Genomic DNA, 16145 nt, shown 5'->3' on the forward strand with positions numbered 1-16145 from the left:
CTAAAAACATTTTCATCCCACAAAAAATCTCCTTTTATTATCAACTAAAATAATGCTATTAATATTTCGTTATATTTATACCTCAAAATCTCATTTATGCAGTTTTCCGAAAGAAAAAACACAACTCGTTGGATCATTATTTTCGCTTCATTTTTGATAATCTCTTTAATTCTTTGGAACACCTATACTTTTTTTCAAATTTTCAAAAATGAAGAACGTTTAAAAATGAACCTTTGGGCAAACGCACAAAAAACACTTATTAACGCTGGCGAGAATACTGATGTTGAACTTCCACTACAAATTTTCAGCAACAACACTTCAATACCTATAGTCTTGACTGAGAATGATAGTATTATAAATACCGTTAATATAGACGAGGCAATCGTAGAAAACAAGGATAAGGCCACCGCTTTTCTATTTAATTTAAAAAACGAAAACGAGGCTATTGTTATTGAATATGTCCCCGGAAAATTTCAAAAATTGTATTACGGCAATTCGGCATTACTCAATAAACTTAAATATTACCCTGTAGCATTACTGCTCATTATCGTATTGTTTGCAGCCGTAGTTTATTATTTTTACCGAAGCACTAAAATAGCTACCCAGAATAAGCTCTGGGCTGGAATGGCTAAGGAAACAGCGCATCAAATTGGCACGCCACTTTCCTCGCTAATTGGCTGGGTCGAAATCCTCAAGGCTGACAACGTTGAAGAATCTACCACTTATGAAATCGAAAAAGACATTGAAAGGTTACAAACCATTACGGACAGATTCTCAAAAATAGGATCAGAGCCCGTATTAGAAAAAAAAGATATCGTAGAAGAAACACTACAATCCTATAACTACCTCCAATCCCGTTTTTCTAAACAAATTGAATTTACTTTCGACAGTCCGTCGTCTCCTGTTTTTGTTCTGCTCAATCCGACCTTACACAGTTGGACTATTGAAAACCTTGTGAAAAATGCCATCGATGCAATGAAAGGAAGAGGAAAGCTTTCCTTGCATATAGAACAAGACGGCGAATCTGTGAAAATAAACGTGTCCGACAGTGGAAACGGGATTCTCAAAAACAACTTTAAATCTGTCTTTGAACCTGGTTTTACCACTAAAAAACGCGGTTGGGGATTAGGGCTTTCATTGACAAAAAGAATCGTGGAAGAATACCACAAAGGAAAAGTCAAGGTCTTGAGCTCTGAAATGGGCAAGGGAACCACAATGCAGTTGGTTTACAAAAAATTAATTTAGTTTAACGGAACCCCGTACCAAGATACTTTCGAGAACATCGTTTTCCTGATTATCTTAGATTTACTTAAATAATTTTTTACAAATTGATTATGCTCTTCGGCCTGCGCCAAAGCTGCACCAATTGTTTTTTTTATCGAGGCTAAATTTGATGCGTTTTCGCTTCCAACCGTTCCAACATCGTAAATATCGTTTTGACATTTGGCCAATTTCTGTGTTGGTATCTGAATCATATTATGAATCACTTCATCTGAAAAAGCAGGTTTGAATTTCCGGTTCCTGTAATGTATAAAATCATTTAATAAAACAACAGCTTCATTCATTTCAATCACAATAGAATTCAATTTCTCAATGTTTTTATTTTGTCTCAAATAGACTATCTGTTCCTTGTTGCTCTCGTATCGCGCTATAATCATTGCGTTTTTCAATCCGTTTTTCTCTATTCTTGCAGCTGTTTCAAATAGCTGATCAATCTCTGACGAGGCATTGTATCTGATAATTTCTTTCTCGAAGTCAAAGTATTTCTTGAGTTTATTGAGTTGGGTTTTACCTTCATAAAACTCCCCATTAGTAATAGGATAATTTAAAAATTGCCACAAGTAATCAAATGGAATGTGAGAAGCAATTATTTTAGTAGGAGCCACTTTAAAATAAGCATTATTTATTTTTTTATAAAACTTACCTTTATTAACGTATCCGGCGCCCCAGGTCGGATCGAATATATACCAAGAACCATCAATTTTTGCAGCTGTCCAAGCATGAGCTAAGTTGTCGACTTTTCCGCTTTGCTTCGTATATCCTGATATTATATAAGACTGTATCCCCAATTCTCTACAAAGAGCATTAAAAACGCTAGCGTAATGACTACAAACTCCTTTTTTAGTCTGTAATGTTTTTGCAATTTTAGCCAGTTCCGTCTCATCACTACTTACTGTAAACATATTGGCTACATCATAGCTTATATTAGAAGCCGTCCAATAAAACGCCGCACGTATTTTGTCTTTATCCGTTTTGAAATTGGTATTGATATAAGTCCCAATTGTTGCAATAGAAGCACTCGAATCATCAGAGACAGCAGCCATCTTCGCATCGATCGGAGCATATTCACTATTAATTTGTCCAAAACTCAAAAGAGAAAAAAAGAGAAAAAATACTAAGGAAATATTTTTCATACCATACTTTTTACGCTCCCTAAACTAAAAAGAGAATAGGTTCTCACCTACTCCCTTTTTAACGAAAACCGTACCAATTTATTTTATATTTAAAATATTAGAGGTTAGTTTTAATACTTTCTGCTAAAACCTCAAATTCTTCTTTTGTCAAAGACACCTTTTTTTGAAAACGCATTTCATCCATTTCGTTAAGCGGAATCAGGTGAACGTGGGCGTGTGGAACTTCAAGTCCTACAACTGCCATACCGACTCTTTTGCAAGGAACCGCTTTTTCCAAGGCGATGGCTACTTTTCTTGAAAAATGCATCAGCCCCAAATAGTGGGCTTCGTCCATATCGAAAATCTTATCTACTTCAAATTTTGGAATGCATAACGTATGTCCTTTTGCATTAGGGTTCACATCTAGGAAAGCTAAATAATTATCGTCTTCGGCAATTTTGTAACATGGAATTTCACCTTTTACGATTTTCATGAAAATTGAGCTCATATGCTAAGTATTAAATTGTATTTTCAAACTGTATTATAATGAGGTTTCCTGAAAAACGGAAACTAAAGGCTTTGGTCACGGGTAATTTCTATAATCTCGAATTTCAATACTCCACTTGGAACTGTAATTTCTGCAACATCCCCAACCGATTTTCCAAGCAAGCCTTTCCCAATTGGCGAGGTTACTGATATTTTTCCAGTTTTCAAGTCCGCTTCACTTTCGGCAACTAACCTATATTTCATTTCCATGCCAGTGGCCTGGTTTTTAATTTTCACATTCGACAAAACCAAAACTTTAGACACATCAAGATGCGTTTCATCAATCAGTCTGGCATTAGAATGCACCTCTTCTAACTTCGCAATTCTCATTTCGAGCATTCCTTGTGCTTCTTTTGCGGCATCGTACTCCGCATTTTCAGACAAATCCCCTTTATCTCTTGCCTCACCTATGTCTGCAGACGCTTTTGGACGCATCACGTTTTTCAAATAGTCCAATTCTTCTCTTAATTTTTTTAAGCCTTCTGCCGTGTAATAAGATATTGCGCTCATAGTTTAATCATTTATGTAAATAGAAAAAATCCCATCAGGACGGGATTTCTTTCCACAAGAATATTTTTGTTATATTTTAGTGTAAAATTATATGTTAATCATATTTAATTCAAAGTTAAATAAATTAAATTTGTTTAGCTAATACTTTTAATTTATTTTAAATAATGAAAAAACACCTACTTCTATTCCTTCTACTGCCCCTGTTTATTGGCTGCAGTGACAGCAATTTTAATAATACAAACCCTTATATTCCTAATTATACTTTCACAATAGACATCAATATGAACCTACCCGCATATTCCAACTTGCGGTACCCTAGTAATGCTATCTACTACTCTAGTGTTGGTGCAAAAGGTATTTATATATTCAATACGGGAAGTGGTTATAATGCTTTTGATGCAGCTTGTCCTAATCAAGCAATTGGCAGCTGCTCGACTATGACTCTAAAAGGAATTAATATAGTCTGTCCTTGTGACAGTAATGAATACAGCTTATTTACAGGCCAAGGCGGCTTAGAATATCCACTAAAACAATATCGTGTTGAAGTGAATGGAAGTGTATTGCGAGTTTATAATTAACACAAAAGCCCGAAAGAAAAACTTTCGGGCTTTTTAAATATAAACAATTCGTTTTTTCTTAAAAATTCAATGTCAAACCAACTAAGAAATTGATTCCCGCTTGAGGATAATAACCTGCTCCTTCAATTGTTGTTATGTGATTTGGATCACTATAGTTGTCATCGTAAGTATAGAAATAACCGTTTGAAACATACCTGTAATCAAAAACATTATTGACTAATCCCGTTAATAGTATGGATTTGAAAACCGTCTTAGGTTTAAACTCGTAAGAAACATTGACATCGTTCACAAAATAGGATTTCAATTTAGAGCCTTCTGAATCTATGTTTCCCATGTATTGTTCCCCCACAATTTTTGACAAAAACGAAACTTGAAAATTGCTAACCGGTAAAAATGTCACTATGTTACCCGCTATAAATTCAGGTGAATAGGCGATATTGGTGTTCCCCAGAGCGGTTAATACGCCGTCTCTTTCAAAACGAAAATCTTTGTTTTTGTTAGTACTTATGGTAACATTTGGGCGTATAATTAAATTGTCTAAAACTGCAATTGTCGCATCAAGCTCTAAACCTAAACGATAACTATCTCCACTGTTCTTACGAACTGGAGCACCTACATCATCTAAGGCTCCAGTCAAAATCAATTGATCTTTGTAGGCCATATAATACACATTTGCATTCAACTTCACTTTTGCTGTGTTATGACGCAATCCAAATTCAAAATCATTTAGTTTTTCAGGTTTTGGACTTCCATTTTCATAATCAGTTCTGTTAGGTTCGCGGTTTGCTCTTGCATACGAAGCATACAACTGATTGTTATCATTAATTTCAAAATTTAATCCCGCTTTTGGGTTAAAGAAATTAAAGTTGTCATTGATTAGTCCTGTTTCTGGGCTATTGGCTTTGTAATGCACATTTCTCACTTGCAAATCTCCGTATAGACTCAATTTATCCAATATCTGATAATTAGCTTTTGCAAAAACATTACCATCAGTTTTAGTCGCTACATCATCATAGTAACGATCGCCCAATTCACTTTGGGAAGCAAAACGTGCCCAAATGACTTTACCAAAATGGCTCCCTTCGTACTTATTATATCCTCCACCTAGAATTACATCCAACTTTTCGCTTTTGTAATTAGCAGAGAATGTGGTTCCATAGAAATCATTATCCAACCACTTTTGACGCACAAGATCTGTAGTCGTTATCGAACCAACGGGAAGCAACCCATAATCCGCCATCTCCGCATCTTCCTTATAATTTTCATAATAACCTTTGCCTTTAGTGTAATGGAAAGCGAGATTTGTATTCCATTTTTCAGAAATTCTTTCATTCCAATGCAGTTGAGAATGATCTTGTTGGTAATTATCGGTTTCATTATTATAAAATCGAGTGTTTCCAGATTCATCCGTAAAAATTCCCGCTGAGTTAAACGTTCTATCATTGGCTACTGTTTCTGCATCGATACCGTTCCAAGATTGATAGGTTTTTTCATTCCCTCCAAAGACTAAAGCTTTTATCAAAGTCGTTTTGCCCACATAGGTCCCTTGCAAAAAATACGATTTCAAATCAGAACTGGCACGGTCAATATATCCGTCAGATTTCAACGCGGACAATCGTCCCGCTAATTCAAAATGATCATCCATCAAACCCGTGCTGAATTTCACTGTATGTTTTCGAGTATTGAAACTTCCGAAAGAATTCGAAATTTCACCGTTGCTTTCTTTAGCATAACTGTCCGTGAGCATGTTCAAGCTTGCGCCAAAAGCACCAGATCCATTAGTAGAAGTACCCACACCACGCTGCAACTGCACACTTTCTAGGGAGGAAGCAAAATCTGGCATATTGACCCAATAGGTACCGTGACTTTCTGAATCGTTGTAAGGAATCCCGTTAATGGTAACATTCACACGGGTAGCATCACTACCACGCACCCGAATTCCAGTGTATCCCACTCCGTTTCCAGCATCTGATGTTGTCACTACAGATGGCAGGTAATTCATCAGAATAGGAATATCCTGACCTAAATTTCGAAATTTAATTTCCTTTTTGTCCAAATTACTAAAGCTGACAGGCGTGTCTGCTGTAACTCGTACTGCCGAAACGAGTACCTCATCCAGTTTATTAACTTGTGTAGTGTCTTTAACTTGTGAAAAAGCGAAAAAAGAAAAAAGAGAGAAAATAATTGACGTTGAGATTGTCAATTTTTGTTTTTGTACAACTTTGCAGCTTGGCAACTTTGTAACTTTGTGACTGATAATTGTATTCATCCGTAAATAAGATTACGAATAAAAGGGGGAATTATTCCTTTTGTTAAATTAATAAATGATTGTTTCCTACGACAAATAGATAGTGTGCACGCTATTTTTTTGTCGTTTTTTCCCTTAGCGACATTACTCGCCCAGGTTCGTTGGGTATGATCTCAGCTCGTTATTTAGAGCACCCCTTTGAGACGGTGCAAATGTAACAAAAATCAAAGAAGAAATAGTAATTTAATTGCAAATAACAAAAGAACGCTAACAAGTTAAAAATGCTGCAAAAACTATATTTACAATCTGATTAGTCTAATTCCGGTCTCCGGCGATTTTGCTTTAATTGGGAGGTGTTTTTTTTGTTCTTTATTCGTTTCCTAATTGCTGACTTTGGAACTCTAGTCTCTTTTCTGGCTTTTTGCACAATTAACCCTTTCTTGACAACATCCAAAAATCGTTTAGTAACTATATCCTTGTTTCTTAATTGACTTCGATCTTCATCGCAATTCAGTATTAATATCGCATCTGAAGTTAATCGTGAGGACAGGTTTTTTTCCAATAAAATTTTTTCCACTTCCGTTAATCCCTGTGAGTTTTTCAAATCAAAGGACAACACCACTTTCGAAGAAACTTTGTTTACATTCTGGCCCCCGGCGCCGCTACTGCGAACCGCTTTATAATTTAATTCTGCTATTAGTTTTTGAATTTCCATTTATGCTGAACTTGTTTCAGAAAATTATTTTGGTTGATGTGCGACCTTCAGTAAGTCATTAACTGTTTTAACCGGATTAAAGGTAATTAATGGCACCTGAACAAAAACAGTAAGCCATTTCGCCATGGCACCATTCCATAAACCGGGCAACTCATAAGTTCTAATTCGTTTTCCCGCGCTAATCCTTTCTACAATAAAACCACTATTTTTATCGATAAACTGAGTCAGATTAAATTTTTCGTTCTTATAACTTTTAATGCCACAAACTAAATCCACGGGATTAAAATGTGTAGATGCGGTCATGATCGCTACTTGGTTTTCGTTGTTTAGATCAACTTGAGATGACTCTACTATCTGTAATGAAATGGTATCGTTTTCGCTCCTTACCCAAAAAGGTCCGCCTCCGGGTTCTCCTTCATTTTTTACCATTCCGCATACGCGAATTGGTCGGTTTAGCTTCTCCTTAAAAGCATTTAATTTGTTTTCGAAAGATAATGCATCGAAGCCACTTTCCTTTGCTATATTAAGCTTTCCTTCTAAGAAATTGCTGATCTCCTCAATTTTTCCTTCTTGTATTGAGTTAGCATCAATAAGTCTCAAGTAACTAAAAACCTGCTGCTGCAATTCAACTAAAATTCCCGCCAAAGCTTTTTTATACAAAGCAATAGTTTCATTATTATGAAGAATTACATTGTCTATATTTTTTATGAAAACTATATCCGCATCCAAATTGTTTAAGTTTTCAATTAAGGCTCCATGTCCACCGGGTCTGAATAACAATCCTCCATTTTTATCTTTAAATGGACTGTTTGAAGCGTCAACAGCGATCGTATCCGTGCTTTTATTTTGATAAGAGTAACTTACATTTATTATCGTTTCCGTTTCTTTCTCAACTTTACTTTTTATTGAACGGACTATGTTTTCAAATTGCTCTTGGTGTACCTCAGAAACTGTAAAATGTAAACTCGAATTACCATTCGAACTCGAGTAGTAACCACATTCATACAAATGCTCTTCAGTGGGAGTAGCTATATTTGATAGGTATTTATGAAAAGGCAAAGTTGCTTTTGGTTTATTGGAAAAATCAAAATAGTCCGGAGACATAAGGAATTTTATGAAATAATAGTTTTTAGAATCGCGGTCAAGTAAGTCAAAATCAGGAAGCTCTTCTTTCAACTTATTATAAATTATTTCAAAAAACGGAAACTTATCCATCCCAACAATAAAAATAGCGAGCTCATTGTCTTTTTTTCTATTAATATAAGCGTTAATACTTTCGTTTAAGACATCGTATTCGTCTAGGAAATCATTTAGGAATTTGAACATTCGACTAGCGGCGCCAGAAGCAGGAACAAATTTCGTTAATTTCAAATCATATTTGTGAAAGTCAAGAAAACTTGCTTTTTGTTGAAAATCAACATCCGACAATTTTAAAATCCCATTAAACAAAGTGGCCGGTTTAACCAAGACCATTTTTGAAATTCCGTTTTTAAATATTTCCAATTGTTCTTTAAAATTGCCTAGCGAAATCCCATGTTCATAGATTTGAACAAAATCACGAGAAGACAATCCCATTTTTTTTGCTTCTGTCAAATTCTCTATAATTGCTTTTGCTTTTTCTAGACGCAAACTCTTGTCTCCCGACAGGGTTATAAATGGCTTTTTATTATCTATTAATGATTTTTTAAAAACCTCAAAAACTAATTTCCTACCTTCGGGTTTATCTCTGAGATCATCCTTTTCCCAAGGAACATCAATATCGGTAAGGAAAAACAAATCGTATCCGTGCTCTTGAGCAGCTTCATCCAGTTCCGGCTCGCAATATCCATAATACACTTCCGAAAATACTTTTGTGACCATCAGGTTCGTATCGCAAAACAGATACTTGTTAGCCACTGCTAGCTTTTCGTTTTCTAATTTAGTCTGGCCAGAGGCAATTGGCAGCATATCGTTACTATCGCAAATAAGCTGCTTTTTATCCCATTTCTCCTGTAAATAATCCCTTGCAAATTCGGGAACCCAGACCGTTTTGTAGTATTCGGCCAATTGAATTGCCAAGGTTGTTTTGCCAGTGCTTTCTGGACCAAACATTGCGATTTTTATAATTGCAGATTGCTCTTGCGTAAGATTTTCCTCCATTCTAAATATGCGTATATAGCTAAAATTGTAAAAATTAAATATTGCAACGATAACATCCCCAATCCGCGATAGGCGTACAATGGAGTAACAATAAGATCACCAATAATCCAGAGCGTCCAGTTTTCTATTTTTTTGTTGGCCATGTACCACATGGCTGTAAAAAATATTCCCGACGCAAATATATCAACGTAGTTGTCTATGTTTATAGTATAATCAAAGAACTTATATATTCCGAAAACTACAAAAATCGTGACTAAAAACAGTAGAACGCCAATGATTTTTTCTTTGGTATTCGTTCTTGTGATTGATAGGTTATCTACCTCTTTTACTTTTCTCGTCCATTTGTACCATCCATAAAAACTCATGATTGTAAAATATCCGTTGATCATCATATCACCCAGATAACCTGCGATAAAAAGCAGATAAACTGAAATTACCGTCGCTATTAATCCCGTGGGATAAACCCAGATATTCTCTTTTTTAGCAAACAAAACGCTCAAAATTCCGAAAACAAAAACGATAAACTCCAGTACTATATGAGTGGTGGATACATCTTTGTAAGCATTTAGAAAAAATTCTATCATTGGATTGTATTAGACCTTAACCGGTTTATTTAATAAAAAAATCTAAGTCATTTTCAAAAGCAGTTCCTATGACCACTAAGTCGGCTCCTGCGTCATGTGCTTTTTTAATTTCGTGTAAATCTACGATTCCGCCCCCAACAATTAAGGGTATTTCAAGATTTTGAGCAATTAATTCAATCATTTCAGTTGGGACCGCAAGTTTAGCTCCGCTTCCCGCTTCCAGATAAATTAATTTGCTTCCCAGCATTTCTCCTGCTTGAGCTGTCGCTAATGCCAATTCGAGATTATTTCTGCTCAAAGGTTTTGTTTTACTGACACGTTCTACGGCAGTTTCTGTTCCGCTTTCGATGAGCATATATCCTGTAGAAATCACTTCGAGTTGGGTTGCCTTTAAGATCCCTGCTGCTTTTACCTGATGGTCAATTAAATAATCTGGATTTCTCCCGGAAATAAGCGAAAGAAATAGAATAGCATCGGCTTCATTTGAAATCTGAGATGGGTTTCCTGGGAAAAGTACCAGTGGTAATTTGACTTTTTGCTTCAAGCGAGAAATTAGTTCGTCAATTCTGTTTGTTTTAACCTGGCTACCGCCAATGAATATGTGTGTTGCGGGAGATTGATTGATTTTTACAACCAACAATTCAAAATCTTCCCAAATTACTTTATCAGGATCTAGAAGAATCGCAAGAAGCTTTTTTGCCTTGTTTTTTGACTGTATTATTTCTTTGTATATGTTTTTCATTTTTAAGTCGTAGACAATGCTGTTTTAAATGATTTTTATTCTAAAACTGAATACCGATTATTCTTTCTCGTAAGCATAAACCAAAGTAAAATCTTCTATTTCTTCAAAACAAACATTAAAATCTTTAACAATGTTGTCAAAATGTAGTTCGGCTACAGTCACGGCGTCCTCTATTTCAAAAGCAAGTACTTTTATATGCTCTTTGAAGCTGATACCACGTTCGTTTCTGATTTTGAAAATGGACTCCTTTGCTCCCCAAATAACAGTAAGTTTCCTAATATAATCTTCCTTTTTATCCTCATTTAAAAAATCACAATCCTCATCGTTAAATTTACGTGCGATTTTGATGATTTTCTCCCGTTGCAATTCGACATCAATTCCTACTGTTTGATCACTAATTATTATTGCAGAAAAATGATAGGAATGGGTAATAGAAATGTGTTTACCGTCCTTTAGATCCGGCTTACCAAATTCATCATAATACAAATCAAAATCATTGTAACCCGCTTCCTGCAATAACTTGCGTACACTCAGAAATCCTCGTTGGTGCAATTGAGACTTCATACCGCCGAGTCGCTTAAAACTGCTGTCATTAAGCAAAACATGATCAAACAATTCCGCGTACGTTTCGGTAATTTTCCATACGAGAATTTGAGTTGAGGAATTAAGATTTATAGTTTTATGTAAAGGCATGTTGTTCGTTTCGTGATTTTTAGCCCCGATAGCAACGGCATCCTTTTTATACTGAACTTGTTTCAGGACTCTGAAGCAAGTTCAGTATAAAAAGATATAGTGTACAGCGGGAAAAAGCTCCTATTCAGACTAAGTCGAGAAAAATTAAAATTATTAGGTTAATATTCAAAAGATTAACCCCTTAAACATTTCATAAACTTCCTAGAAATTAGTGTAATTCTAAAGTTATTACGTAATTTTGCAAAAAATTTATAATTACAAATATACTATAAATGAGTACATCGACTATGCCTTTTGTGGCTTTCAAAGTAAAAGATATCTCTCTAGCAGCCTGGGGAAGAAAAGAAATTGAACTAGCTGAAGCTGAAATGCCAGGTTTAATGGCACTTCGTTCAGAATACAAAGACGAACAACCACTTGCTGGTTCTCGTATTGCAGGATGTTTACACATGACAATCCAAACTGCAGTTTTAATTGAGACTTTAATCGCTCTTGGTGCTGAAGTGACTTGGTCATCTTGTAACATTTTCTCTACACAAGATCAAGCTGCTGCTGCTATGGCTGCTGCTGGAATTCAAGTTTACGCTTGGAAAGGATTGAACGAAGAGGACTTTGACTGGTGTATCGAGCAAACACTTTTCTTTGGTGAAGACAGAAAACCATTGAACATGATTCTTGATGACGGTGGAGATTTAACTAACATGGTTATTGACCGTTACCCAGAATTAGTTGCTGGAATCAAAGGATTGTCTGAAGAAACTACAACTGGAGTTCACAGATTGTACGAAAGAGTAAAAGCTGGAACATTGCCAATGCCTGCAATAAATGTTAATGACTCGGTTACTAAATCGAAATTTGACAACAAATACGGTTGTAAAGAATCTGCAGTTGATGCAGTTCGTCGTGCAACTGATATCATGCTTGCTGGTAAAAGAGTTGTTGTATGTGGATACGGTGATGTAGGTAAAGGTACTGCCGCTTCTTTTAGAGGCGCTGGATCTATCGTTACGGTTACTGAAATTGACCCAATTTGTGCTTTACAAGCAGCAATGGATGGTTATGAAGTAAAAAAACTAAATACAGTTGTTGGAAATGCTGATATTATCATCACTACAACAGGAAATAAAGATATCGTTCTTGGTTCTCACTTTGAGCAAATGAAAGACAAAACTATCGTTTGTAACATAGGACATTTTGATAACGAAATTGCTGTTTCTTGGTTAAACACGAATCACGGAGCTTCAAAAGTAGAAATCAAGCCTCAGGTTGACAAATACACGATTGACGGTAAAGATATCATCCTATTAGCTGAAGGTCGTTTAGTAAACCTTGGTTGCGCTACAGGTCACCCAAGTTTTGTAATGAGTAACTCATTTACAAACCAAACTTTGGCTCAAATCGAATTGTGGAAAAACAGTGCAGCATATAACAATGATGTGTACATGTTACCAAAACATTTAGATGAGAAAGTTGCAATGCTTCACTTGGCTAAATTAGGAGTTGAATTGGAAACTTTACGTGACGATCAAGCTGCTTATATTGGAGTTGCAGTTGACGGACCATTCAAACCAGAATATTACAGATACTAGTCTAAAACTAGATTTTTAGATTATCAATTTTTTAAAACCCTTGCAGTAATGTAAGGGTTTTTTGTTTTTACGGTAGCAGCTGCAAATTGCTTCGTATTCCTGGTAATTAACATAAAGCTTTAGTTAGATCATTGGAAAGTTAAATATCCGACATCCATTATTCCCTAATAAGTCAACACTAAAACCACTATTACTATAAGTTTATGGTATCTTTGGGTACTTTAAATACTTTAAAGAGATTATAATTTACTGACAAGCTCTATTTGTAAAAATTAAGAAAAAAAACTTTAAAAATAAAATCATGAATACTTACACTATCATTGGCCAACTTGTAATCGCGATATCTGTCGGTTTCGTTTGGATTTTTAGATTTGACAACATCGTAAAAGAATTCAAACAATATGACCTGTCAGATTTGACGAGGAATATAGTAGGCGCCTCAAAAATAGCATTATCAACATTATTAATAACCGGTATATGGTTTCCAGTATTAGTATTTATACCGGCACTCTTAATGGCTTTTTTAATGGTGTGCGCACAATTTTTTCATTTCAAAGTAAAAAACCCATGGATTAAACACCTACCTTCTTTATTACTTTTAGCATTATCTCTCTTTGTAGCTCTATCAGCTTCATAATAATAAAAACATGGATTTCTTAAATGCACTTATTTTCTTTTCGGCGACCTCTTTTCTTATCTACGGGATAGCTTATTTTGTCTCCTCGAATATGAAAAACGAATTTAAACGCTTTGGCCTTGAAAAATTTGGTCCGTTAACCGCTCTTTTAGAATTGGCCGGAGCCATAGGTTTATTTATAGGACTGCAGAATTATACAATTTTAGTTATGTCTTCAGGGGGCTTGGCCTTATTGATGCTTCTAGGCACGGGAGTAAGAATAAAGATGAAAGATTCATTACTGGTTTCTACACCTGCCTTTTTTTACTTTTTATTAAATGCCTTTATTTTATATGAAACAGTAACATAAACCTATCTGAAACTTCTTATTTTCTTCAATAGTAATTTAAATAAGTTAACCACCCATTTTTATCAGACATTAAAACAAAAAAAGCCCGTTTCTTTCGAAACGGGCTTTCAAATGATTAAGAAAATCAATTATGCTTCAACCTCGAATGGAAGTATAGAAACGTATGATTTGTTATCTCTTTTCTTTTGGAAGTGTACAACTCCATCTACTCTTGCGTGTAGGGTGTGATCTTTACTGATGTAAACATTTGCACCTGGATTGTGTTTTGAACCTCTTTGTCTTATTATGATGTTCCCTGCAATAGCAGCTTGTCCTCCATAAATCTTAACACCTAAACGTTTTGATTCTGATTCTCTACCATTCTTGGAACTACCGACACCTTTCTTGTGAGCCATGATGTATTAGTTTAATATTATTATTATTCTTTAGTATCTTCTTTTTTAGCTTTTGGAGCTTTTTTTACTTTAGGAGCTGCTGCTTCTTCCGTAGTTGCTTCAACTGCCGCTTTCTTCGGAGCTGCTTTTTTAGGAGCTGCTGATGATGAAATACCTTCAATTACAATTTGAGTAAGATATTGTCTATGACCGTTTCTCTTTTTGTATCCTTTTCTTCTTTTCTTTTTGAAAACGATAACTTTATCTCCTTTTAAGTGTTGTAACACTTTAGCTTCTACTGAAGCACCTTCTATAGCCGGGGCGCCTAAAGTGATAGATCCATTGTCATCTAATAAAAGAACTTTGTCAAAAGAAACTTTTGAACCTTCTTCATTAGTCAAACGATGAACATAAACCTTTAAGTCTTTGCTTACTTTAAATTGTTGCCCTGCTATCTCTACGATTGCATACATACCGAATTGATTTATTGATTTTTAAGGTTGCAAATATACAATTTAATTTTTACTATCCAATTACTTCAAAAACAAAAAATAAATATTTACTTATTCCCTTGTCTTCAAGCTCTTATCAACAGACAATTACATCAATTTTACTAATAACATCCCTATTTTGAGTACTCATCAATTAAAAAAAGGTATTTTTGAAGTAACAATAATTTCCGTTTTTATACCTATTGTAATCACATTTTTATTAATCCTTATGAAAAAATCAATAATGGCAATAAGTACTGCGCTTTTACTTGGAGGAGTGGCCACAGCCCAAAAAATAGCTTTCGAAGAATACAATCTGGATAACGGCATGCACGTCATTTTGCATCATGATCCCAGTGCCCCGGTTGTCATAACTTCAGTGATGTACCATGTGGGCTCAAAAGATGAAAATCCAGAAAAAACGGGATTCGCTCATTTTTTTGAACACTTATTGTTTGAGGGAACAGCACACATCAAACGTGGGGAATGGTTCAAAATAGTAACTTCAAATGGAGGAACGAACAATGCCAACACTTCTGATGACCGAACGTATTATTATGAAGTATTTCCATCAAATAACCTGGAATTGGCACTTTGGATGGAATCCGAAAGACTTATGCATCCTGTTATTAACCAAATTGGAGTTGATACCCAAAACGGAGTGATAAAAGAAGAAAAGAGCTCTCGCTATGATAATCGCCCTTACGGCAAAGTAATAAACGTCGTAAAAGAAAACATGTTCAAAAACCATCCTTATCGATGGTCCACTATTGGTTCCATGGAACATCTGGACACTGCCAATTTGGAAGATTTTAAGGTCTTTCACAAAAAATTCTATATCCCAAATAATGCAGTCTTAGTGGTAGCGGGTGATTTTGAAAAAGTCATTACCAAAGAATGGATTGAAAAATACTTTGGTCCAATCCAAAAAGGGGAAAAAATCAAGAAACAAACTTTTATCGAAAAGCCGATTACGGAAACTTTGAAAGCGACTTACCATGATCCGAACATTCAGATCCCAATGCTGGTGGCGTCATACAGAACACCATCGATGAAAACGAGGGACGCTCGCGTTCTGGACTTTATCTCATCCTATTTAAGCGATGGCAAGAGCTCAAAATTATACAAGAAAGTGGTAGACGAGAAAAAAATAGCGCTGCAAATTGGCGCGGTCGGTTTTAGTCAAGAAGATTACGGCATGTACATACTGTACGGCTTGCCAATGGGCACGCACACTTCGGAAGATTTGTTAAAAGCAATAGATGAGGAGATCGTAAAAATCCAAACGGATTTGATTTCCGAGAAAGATTATCAGAAATTACTCAACCAGTTTGAAACACAATACGTGAACAACAACTCAAATGTTGAAGGAATTGCTGAAAATTTAGCGAAGTACTATTTGCTTTATGGAAACGTCAATTTAATAAACACAGAAATTGATCTTTACCATTCCATTACGAGAGAAGAAATTCGAGAAGTCGCAAAAAAGTACTTAAATCCGAGCCAACGATTATTATTGGATTACGTTCCTGTTAAAGAAACTGCCCTGAACTAAGA

General features: G+C 35.4%; 17 protein-coding genes. 6 read left to right on the plus strand and 11 right to left on the minus strand.

The window, feature by feature from the left end:
- The first annotated feature begins 96 nt into the window (after window positions 1–96).
- The gene (locus ACEN2H_RS04140) at window positions 97–1245 is read left to right on the plus strand and encodes a sensor histidine kinase (RefSeq protein ID WP_441730672.1); all 1149 of its coding nucleotides are present in this window, start codon (window positions 97–99) and stop codon (window positions 1243–1245) included.
- Here the strand turns inward: ACEN2H_RS04140 and ACEN2H_RS04145 are convergent.
- From ACEN2H_RS04145 to greA, 3 genes are all read right to left on the minus strand, one after another.
- Complete coding sequence (locus ACEN2H_RS04145) at window positions 1242–2414, minus strand: transglutaminase domain-containing protein (RefSeq protein WP_441730674.1); 1173 nt, start codon at window positions 2412–2414, stop codon at window positions 1242–1244. The two genes, ACEN2H_RS04140 and ACEN2H_RS04145, sit on opposite strands and share 4 nt — an antisense overlap.
- Before the next feature lie 97 nt (window positions 2415–2511).
- Window positions 2512–2901, minus strand: a complete 390-nt coding sequence (locus ACEN2H_RS04150; RefSeq protein WP_441730676.1) for an HIT family protein — start codon at window positions 2899–2901, stop codon at window positions 2512–2514.
- A 62-nt stretch (window positions 2902–2963) separates the two neighbouring features.
- Window positions 2964–3449 (minus strand): transcription elongation factor GreA, encoded by a 486-nt coding sequence (gene greA / locus ACEN2H_RS04155; protein WP_441730678.1) that lies wholly within the window; start codon window positions 3447–3449, stop codon window positions 2964–2966.
- Window positions 3450–3613: 164 nt separating this feature from the next.
- Between greA and ACEN2H_RS04160 the strand changes: the two genes are divergently transcribed.
- Window positions 3614–4027 carry a Rieske (2Fe-2S) protein gene (locus ACEN2H_RS04160; RefSeq protein ID WP_441730680.1) on the plus strand — a complete coding sequence of 138 codons (414 nt, stop codon included), beginning with the start codon at window positions 3614–3616 and terminating at the stop codon, window positions 4025–4027.
- 58 nt (window positions 4028–4085) lie between these two features.
- Here ACEN2H_RS04160 and ACEN2H_RS04165 read toward each other — a convergent pair whose 3' ends face one another.
- The 6 genes from ACEN2H_RS04165 to ACEN2H_RS04190 form a co-directional block, all read right to left on the minus strand.
- Window positions 4086–6296 carry a TonB-dependent receptor gene (locus tag ACEN2H_RS04165; RefSeq protein ID WP_441730682.1) on the minus strand — a complete coding sequence of 737 codons (2211 nt, stop codon included), beginning with the start codon at window positions 6294–6296 and terminating at the stop codon, window positions 4086–4088.
- Between the two features lie 289 nt (window positions 6297–6585).
- Window positions 6586–6990: an alternative ribosome rescue aminoacyl-tRNA hydrolase ArfB gene (gene arfB, locus ACEN2H_RS04170; protein ID WP_441730683.1), complete on the minus strand. Its 405-nt coding sequence runs from the start codon at window positions 6988–6990 to the stop codon at window positions 6586–6588.
- Window positions 6991–7014: 24 nt separating this feature from the next.
- Window positions 7015–9129 (minus strand): DUF4301 family protein, encoded by a 2115-nt coding sequence (locus ACEN2H_RS04175; protein ID WP_441730685.1) that lies wholly within the window; start codon window positions 9127–9129, stop codon window positions 7015–7017.
- Window positions 9090–9713, minus strand: coding sequence for a nicotinamide riboside transporter PnuC (gene pnuC, locus ACEN2H_RS04180; protein WP_441730687.1), 624 nt, complete (start codon window positions 9711–9713; stop codon window positions 9090–9092). The genes ACEN2H_RS04175 and pnuC overlap by 40 nt, the downstream gene beginning before the upstream one ends.
- Window positions 9714–9738: 25 nt before the next feature.
- Window positions 9739–10455 carry a geranylgeranylglyceryl/heptaprenylglyceryl phosphate synthase gene (locus ACEN2H_RS04185; protein WP_441730689.1) on the minus strand — a complete coding sequence of 239 codons (717 nt, stop codon included), beginning with the start codon at window positions 10453–10455 and terminating at the stop codon, window positions 9739–9741.
- Window positions 10456–10512: 57 nt separating this feature from the next.
- Window positions 10513–11148, minus strand: a complete 636-nt coding sequence (locus tag ACEN2H_RS04190; protein ID WP_441730691.1) for a 4'-phosphopantetheinyl transferase family protein — start codon at window positions 11146–11148, stop codon at window positions 10513–10515.
- A gap of 272 nt (window positions 11149–11420) precedes the next feature.
- Here ACEN2H_RS04190 and ahcY point away from each other — a divergent pair, with 272 nt between their 5' ends.
- The 3 genes from ahcY (at window position 11421) to ACEN2H_RS04205 (ending at window position 13723) form a co-directional block, all read left to right on the plus strand.
- A complete protein-coding gene (gene ahcY / locus ACEN2H_RS04195; RefSeq protein ID WP_441730693.1) occupies window positions 11421–12737 on the plus strand; it encodes an adenosylhomocysteinase in 1317 nt (438 codons plus the stop codon).
- Window positions 12738–13038: 301 nt separating this feature from the next.
- The gene (locus ACEN2H_RS04200; RefSeq protein WP_441730694.1) at window positions 13039–13374 is read left to right on the plus strand and encodes a DoxX family protein; all 336 of its coding nucleotides are present in this window, start codon (window positions 13039–13041) and stop codon (window positions 13372–13374) included.
- A gap of 10 nt (window positions 13375–13384) precedes the next feature.
- Window positions 13385–13723, plus strand: coding sequence for a DoxX family protein (locus tag ACEN2H_RS04205; RefSeq protein WP_441730696.1), 339 nt, complete (start codon window positions 13385–13387; stop codon window positions 13721–13723).
- Between the two features lie 128 nt (window positions 13724–13851).
- Here ACEN2H_RS04205 and rpmA read toward each other — a convergent pair whose 3' ends face one another.
- Both rpmA and rplU read right to left on the minus strand, forming a co-directional pair.
- A complete protein-coding gene (gene rpmA, locus ACEN2H_RS04210) occupies window positions 13852–14118 on the minus strand; it encodes a 50S ribosomal protein L27 (protein ID WP_441730698.1) in 267 nt (88 codons plus the stop codon).
- 23 nt (window positions 14119–14141) lie between these two features.
- Entirely contained in the window at window positions 14142–14570 is a 429-nt protein-coding gene (gene rplU, locus ACEN2H_RS04215; protein ID WP_441730700.1) for a 50S ribosomal protein L21, read from the minus strand.
- Between the two features lie 247 nt (window positions 14571–14817).
- Between rplU and ACEN2H_RS04220 the strand changes: the two genes are divergently transcribed.
- Window positions 14818–16143 carry a M16 family metallopeptidase gene (locus ACEN2H_RS04220; RefSeq protein WP_441730702.1) on the plus strand — a complete coding sequence of 442 codons (1326 nt, stop codon included), beginning with the start codon at window positions 14818–14820 and terminating at the stop codon, window positions 16141–16143.
- Window positions 16144–16145: the final 2 nt, after the last annotated feature.

Source organism: Flavobacterium sp. W22_SRS_FP1 (assembly GCF_052113685.1).
Taxonomy (GTDB): domain Bacteria; phylum Bacteroidota; class Bacteroidia; order Flavobacteriales; family Flavobacteriaceae; genus Flavobacterium.

Bases quoted from the DNA above. Each gene is read 5' to 3' on its own strand.
- ACEN2H_RS04140 (WP_441730672.1), top strand. From the start codon at position 97: ATGCAGTTTTCCGAAAGAAAAAACACAACTCGTTGGATCATTATTTTC.
- ACEN2H_RS04145 (WP_441730674.1), bottom strand. From the start codon at position 2,414: ATGAAAAATATTTCCTTAGTATTTTTTCTCTTTTTTTCTCTTTTGAGT.
- ACEN2H_RS04150 (WP_441730676.1), bottom strand. From the start codon at position 2,901: ATGAGCTCAATTTTCATGAAAATCGTAAAAGGTGAAATTCCATGTTAC.
- greA (WP_441730678.1), bottom strand. From the start codon at position 3,449: ATGAGCGCAATATCTTATTACACGGCAGAAGGCTTAAAAAAATTAAGA.
- ACEN2H_RS04160 (WP_441730680.1), top strand. From the start codon at position 3,614: ATGAAAAAACACCTACTTCTATTCCTTCTACTGCCCCTGTTTATTGGC.
- ACEN2H_RS04165 (WP_441730682.1), bottom strand. From the start codon at position 6,296: ATGAATACAATTATCAGTCACAAAGTTACAAAGTTGCCAAGCTGCAAA.
- arfB (WP_441730683.1), bottom strand. From the start codon at position 6,990: ATGGAAATTCAAAAACTAATAGCAGAATTAAATTATAAAGCGGTTCGC.
- ACEN2H_RS04175 (WP_441730685.1), bottom strand. From the start codon at position 9,129: ATGGAGGAAAATCTTACGCAAGAGCAATCTGCAATTATAAAAATCGCA.
- pnuC (WP_441730687.1), bottom strand. From the start codon at position 9,713: ATGATAGAATTTTTTCTAAATGCTTACAAAGATGTATCCACCACTCAT.
- ACEN2H_RS04185 (WP_441730689.1), bottom strand. From the start codon at position 10,455: ATGAAAAACATATACAAAGAAATAATACAGTCAAAAAACAAGGCAAAA.
- ACEN2H_RS04190 (WP_441730691.1), bottom strand. From the start codon at position 11,148: ATGCCTTTACATAAAACTATAAATCTTAATTCCTCAACTCAAATTCTC.
- ahcY (WP_441730693.1), top strand. From the start codon at position 11,421: ATGAGTACATCGACTATGCCTTTTGTGGCTTTCAAAGTAAAAGATATC.
- ACEN2H_RS04200 (WP_441730694.1), top strand. From the start codon at position 13,039: ATGAATACTTACACTATCATTGGCCAACTTGTAATCGCGATATCTGTC.
- ACEN2H_RS04205 (WP_441730696.1), top strand. From the start codon at position 13,385: ATGGATTTCTTAAATGCACTTATTTTCTTTTCGGCGACCTCTTTTCTT.
- rpmA (WP_441730698.1), bottom strand. From the start codon at position 14,118: ATGGCTCACAAGAAAGGTGTCGGTAGTTCCAAGAATGGTAGAGAATCA.
- rplU (WP_441730700.1), bottom strand. From the start codon at position 14,570: ATGTATGCAATCGTAGAGATAGCAGGGCAACAATTTAAAGTAAGCAAA.
- ACEN2H_RS04220 (WP_441730702.1), top strand. From the start codon at position 14,818: ATGAAAAAATCAATAATGGCAATAAGTACTGCGCTTTTACTTGGAGGA.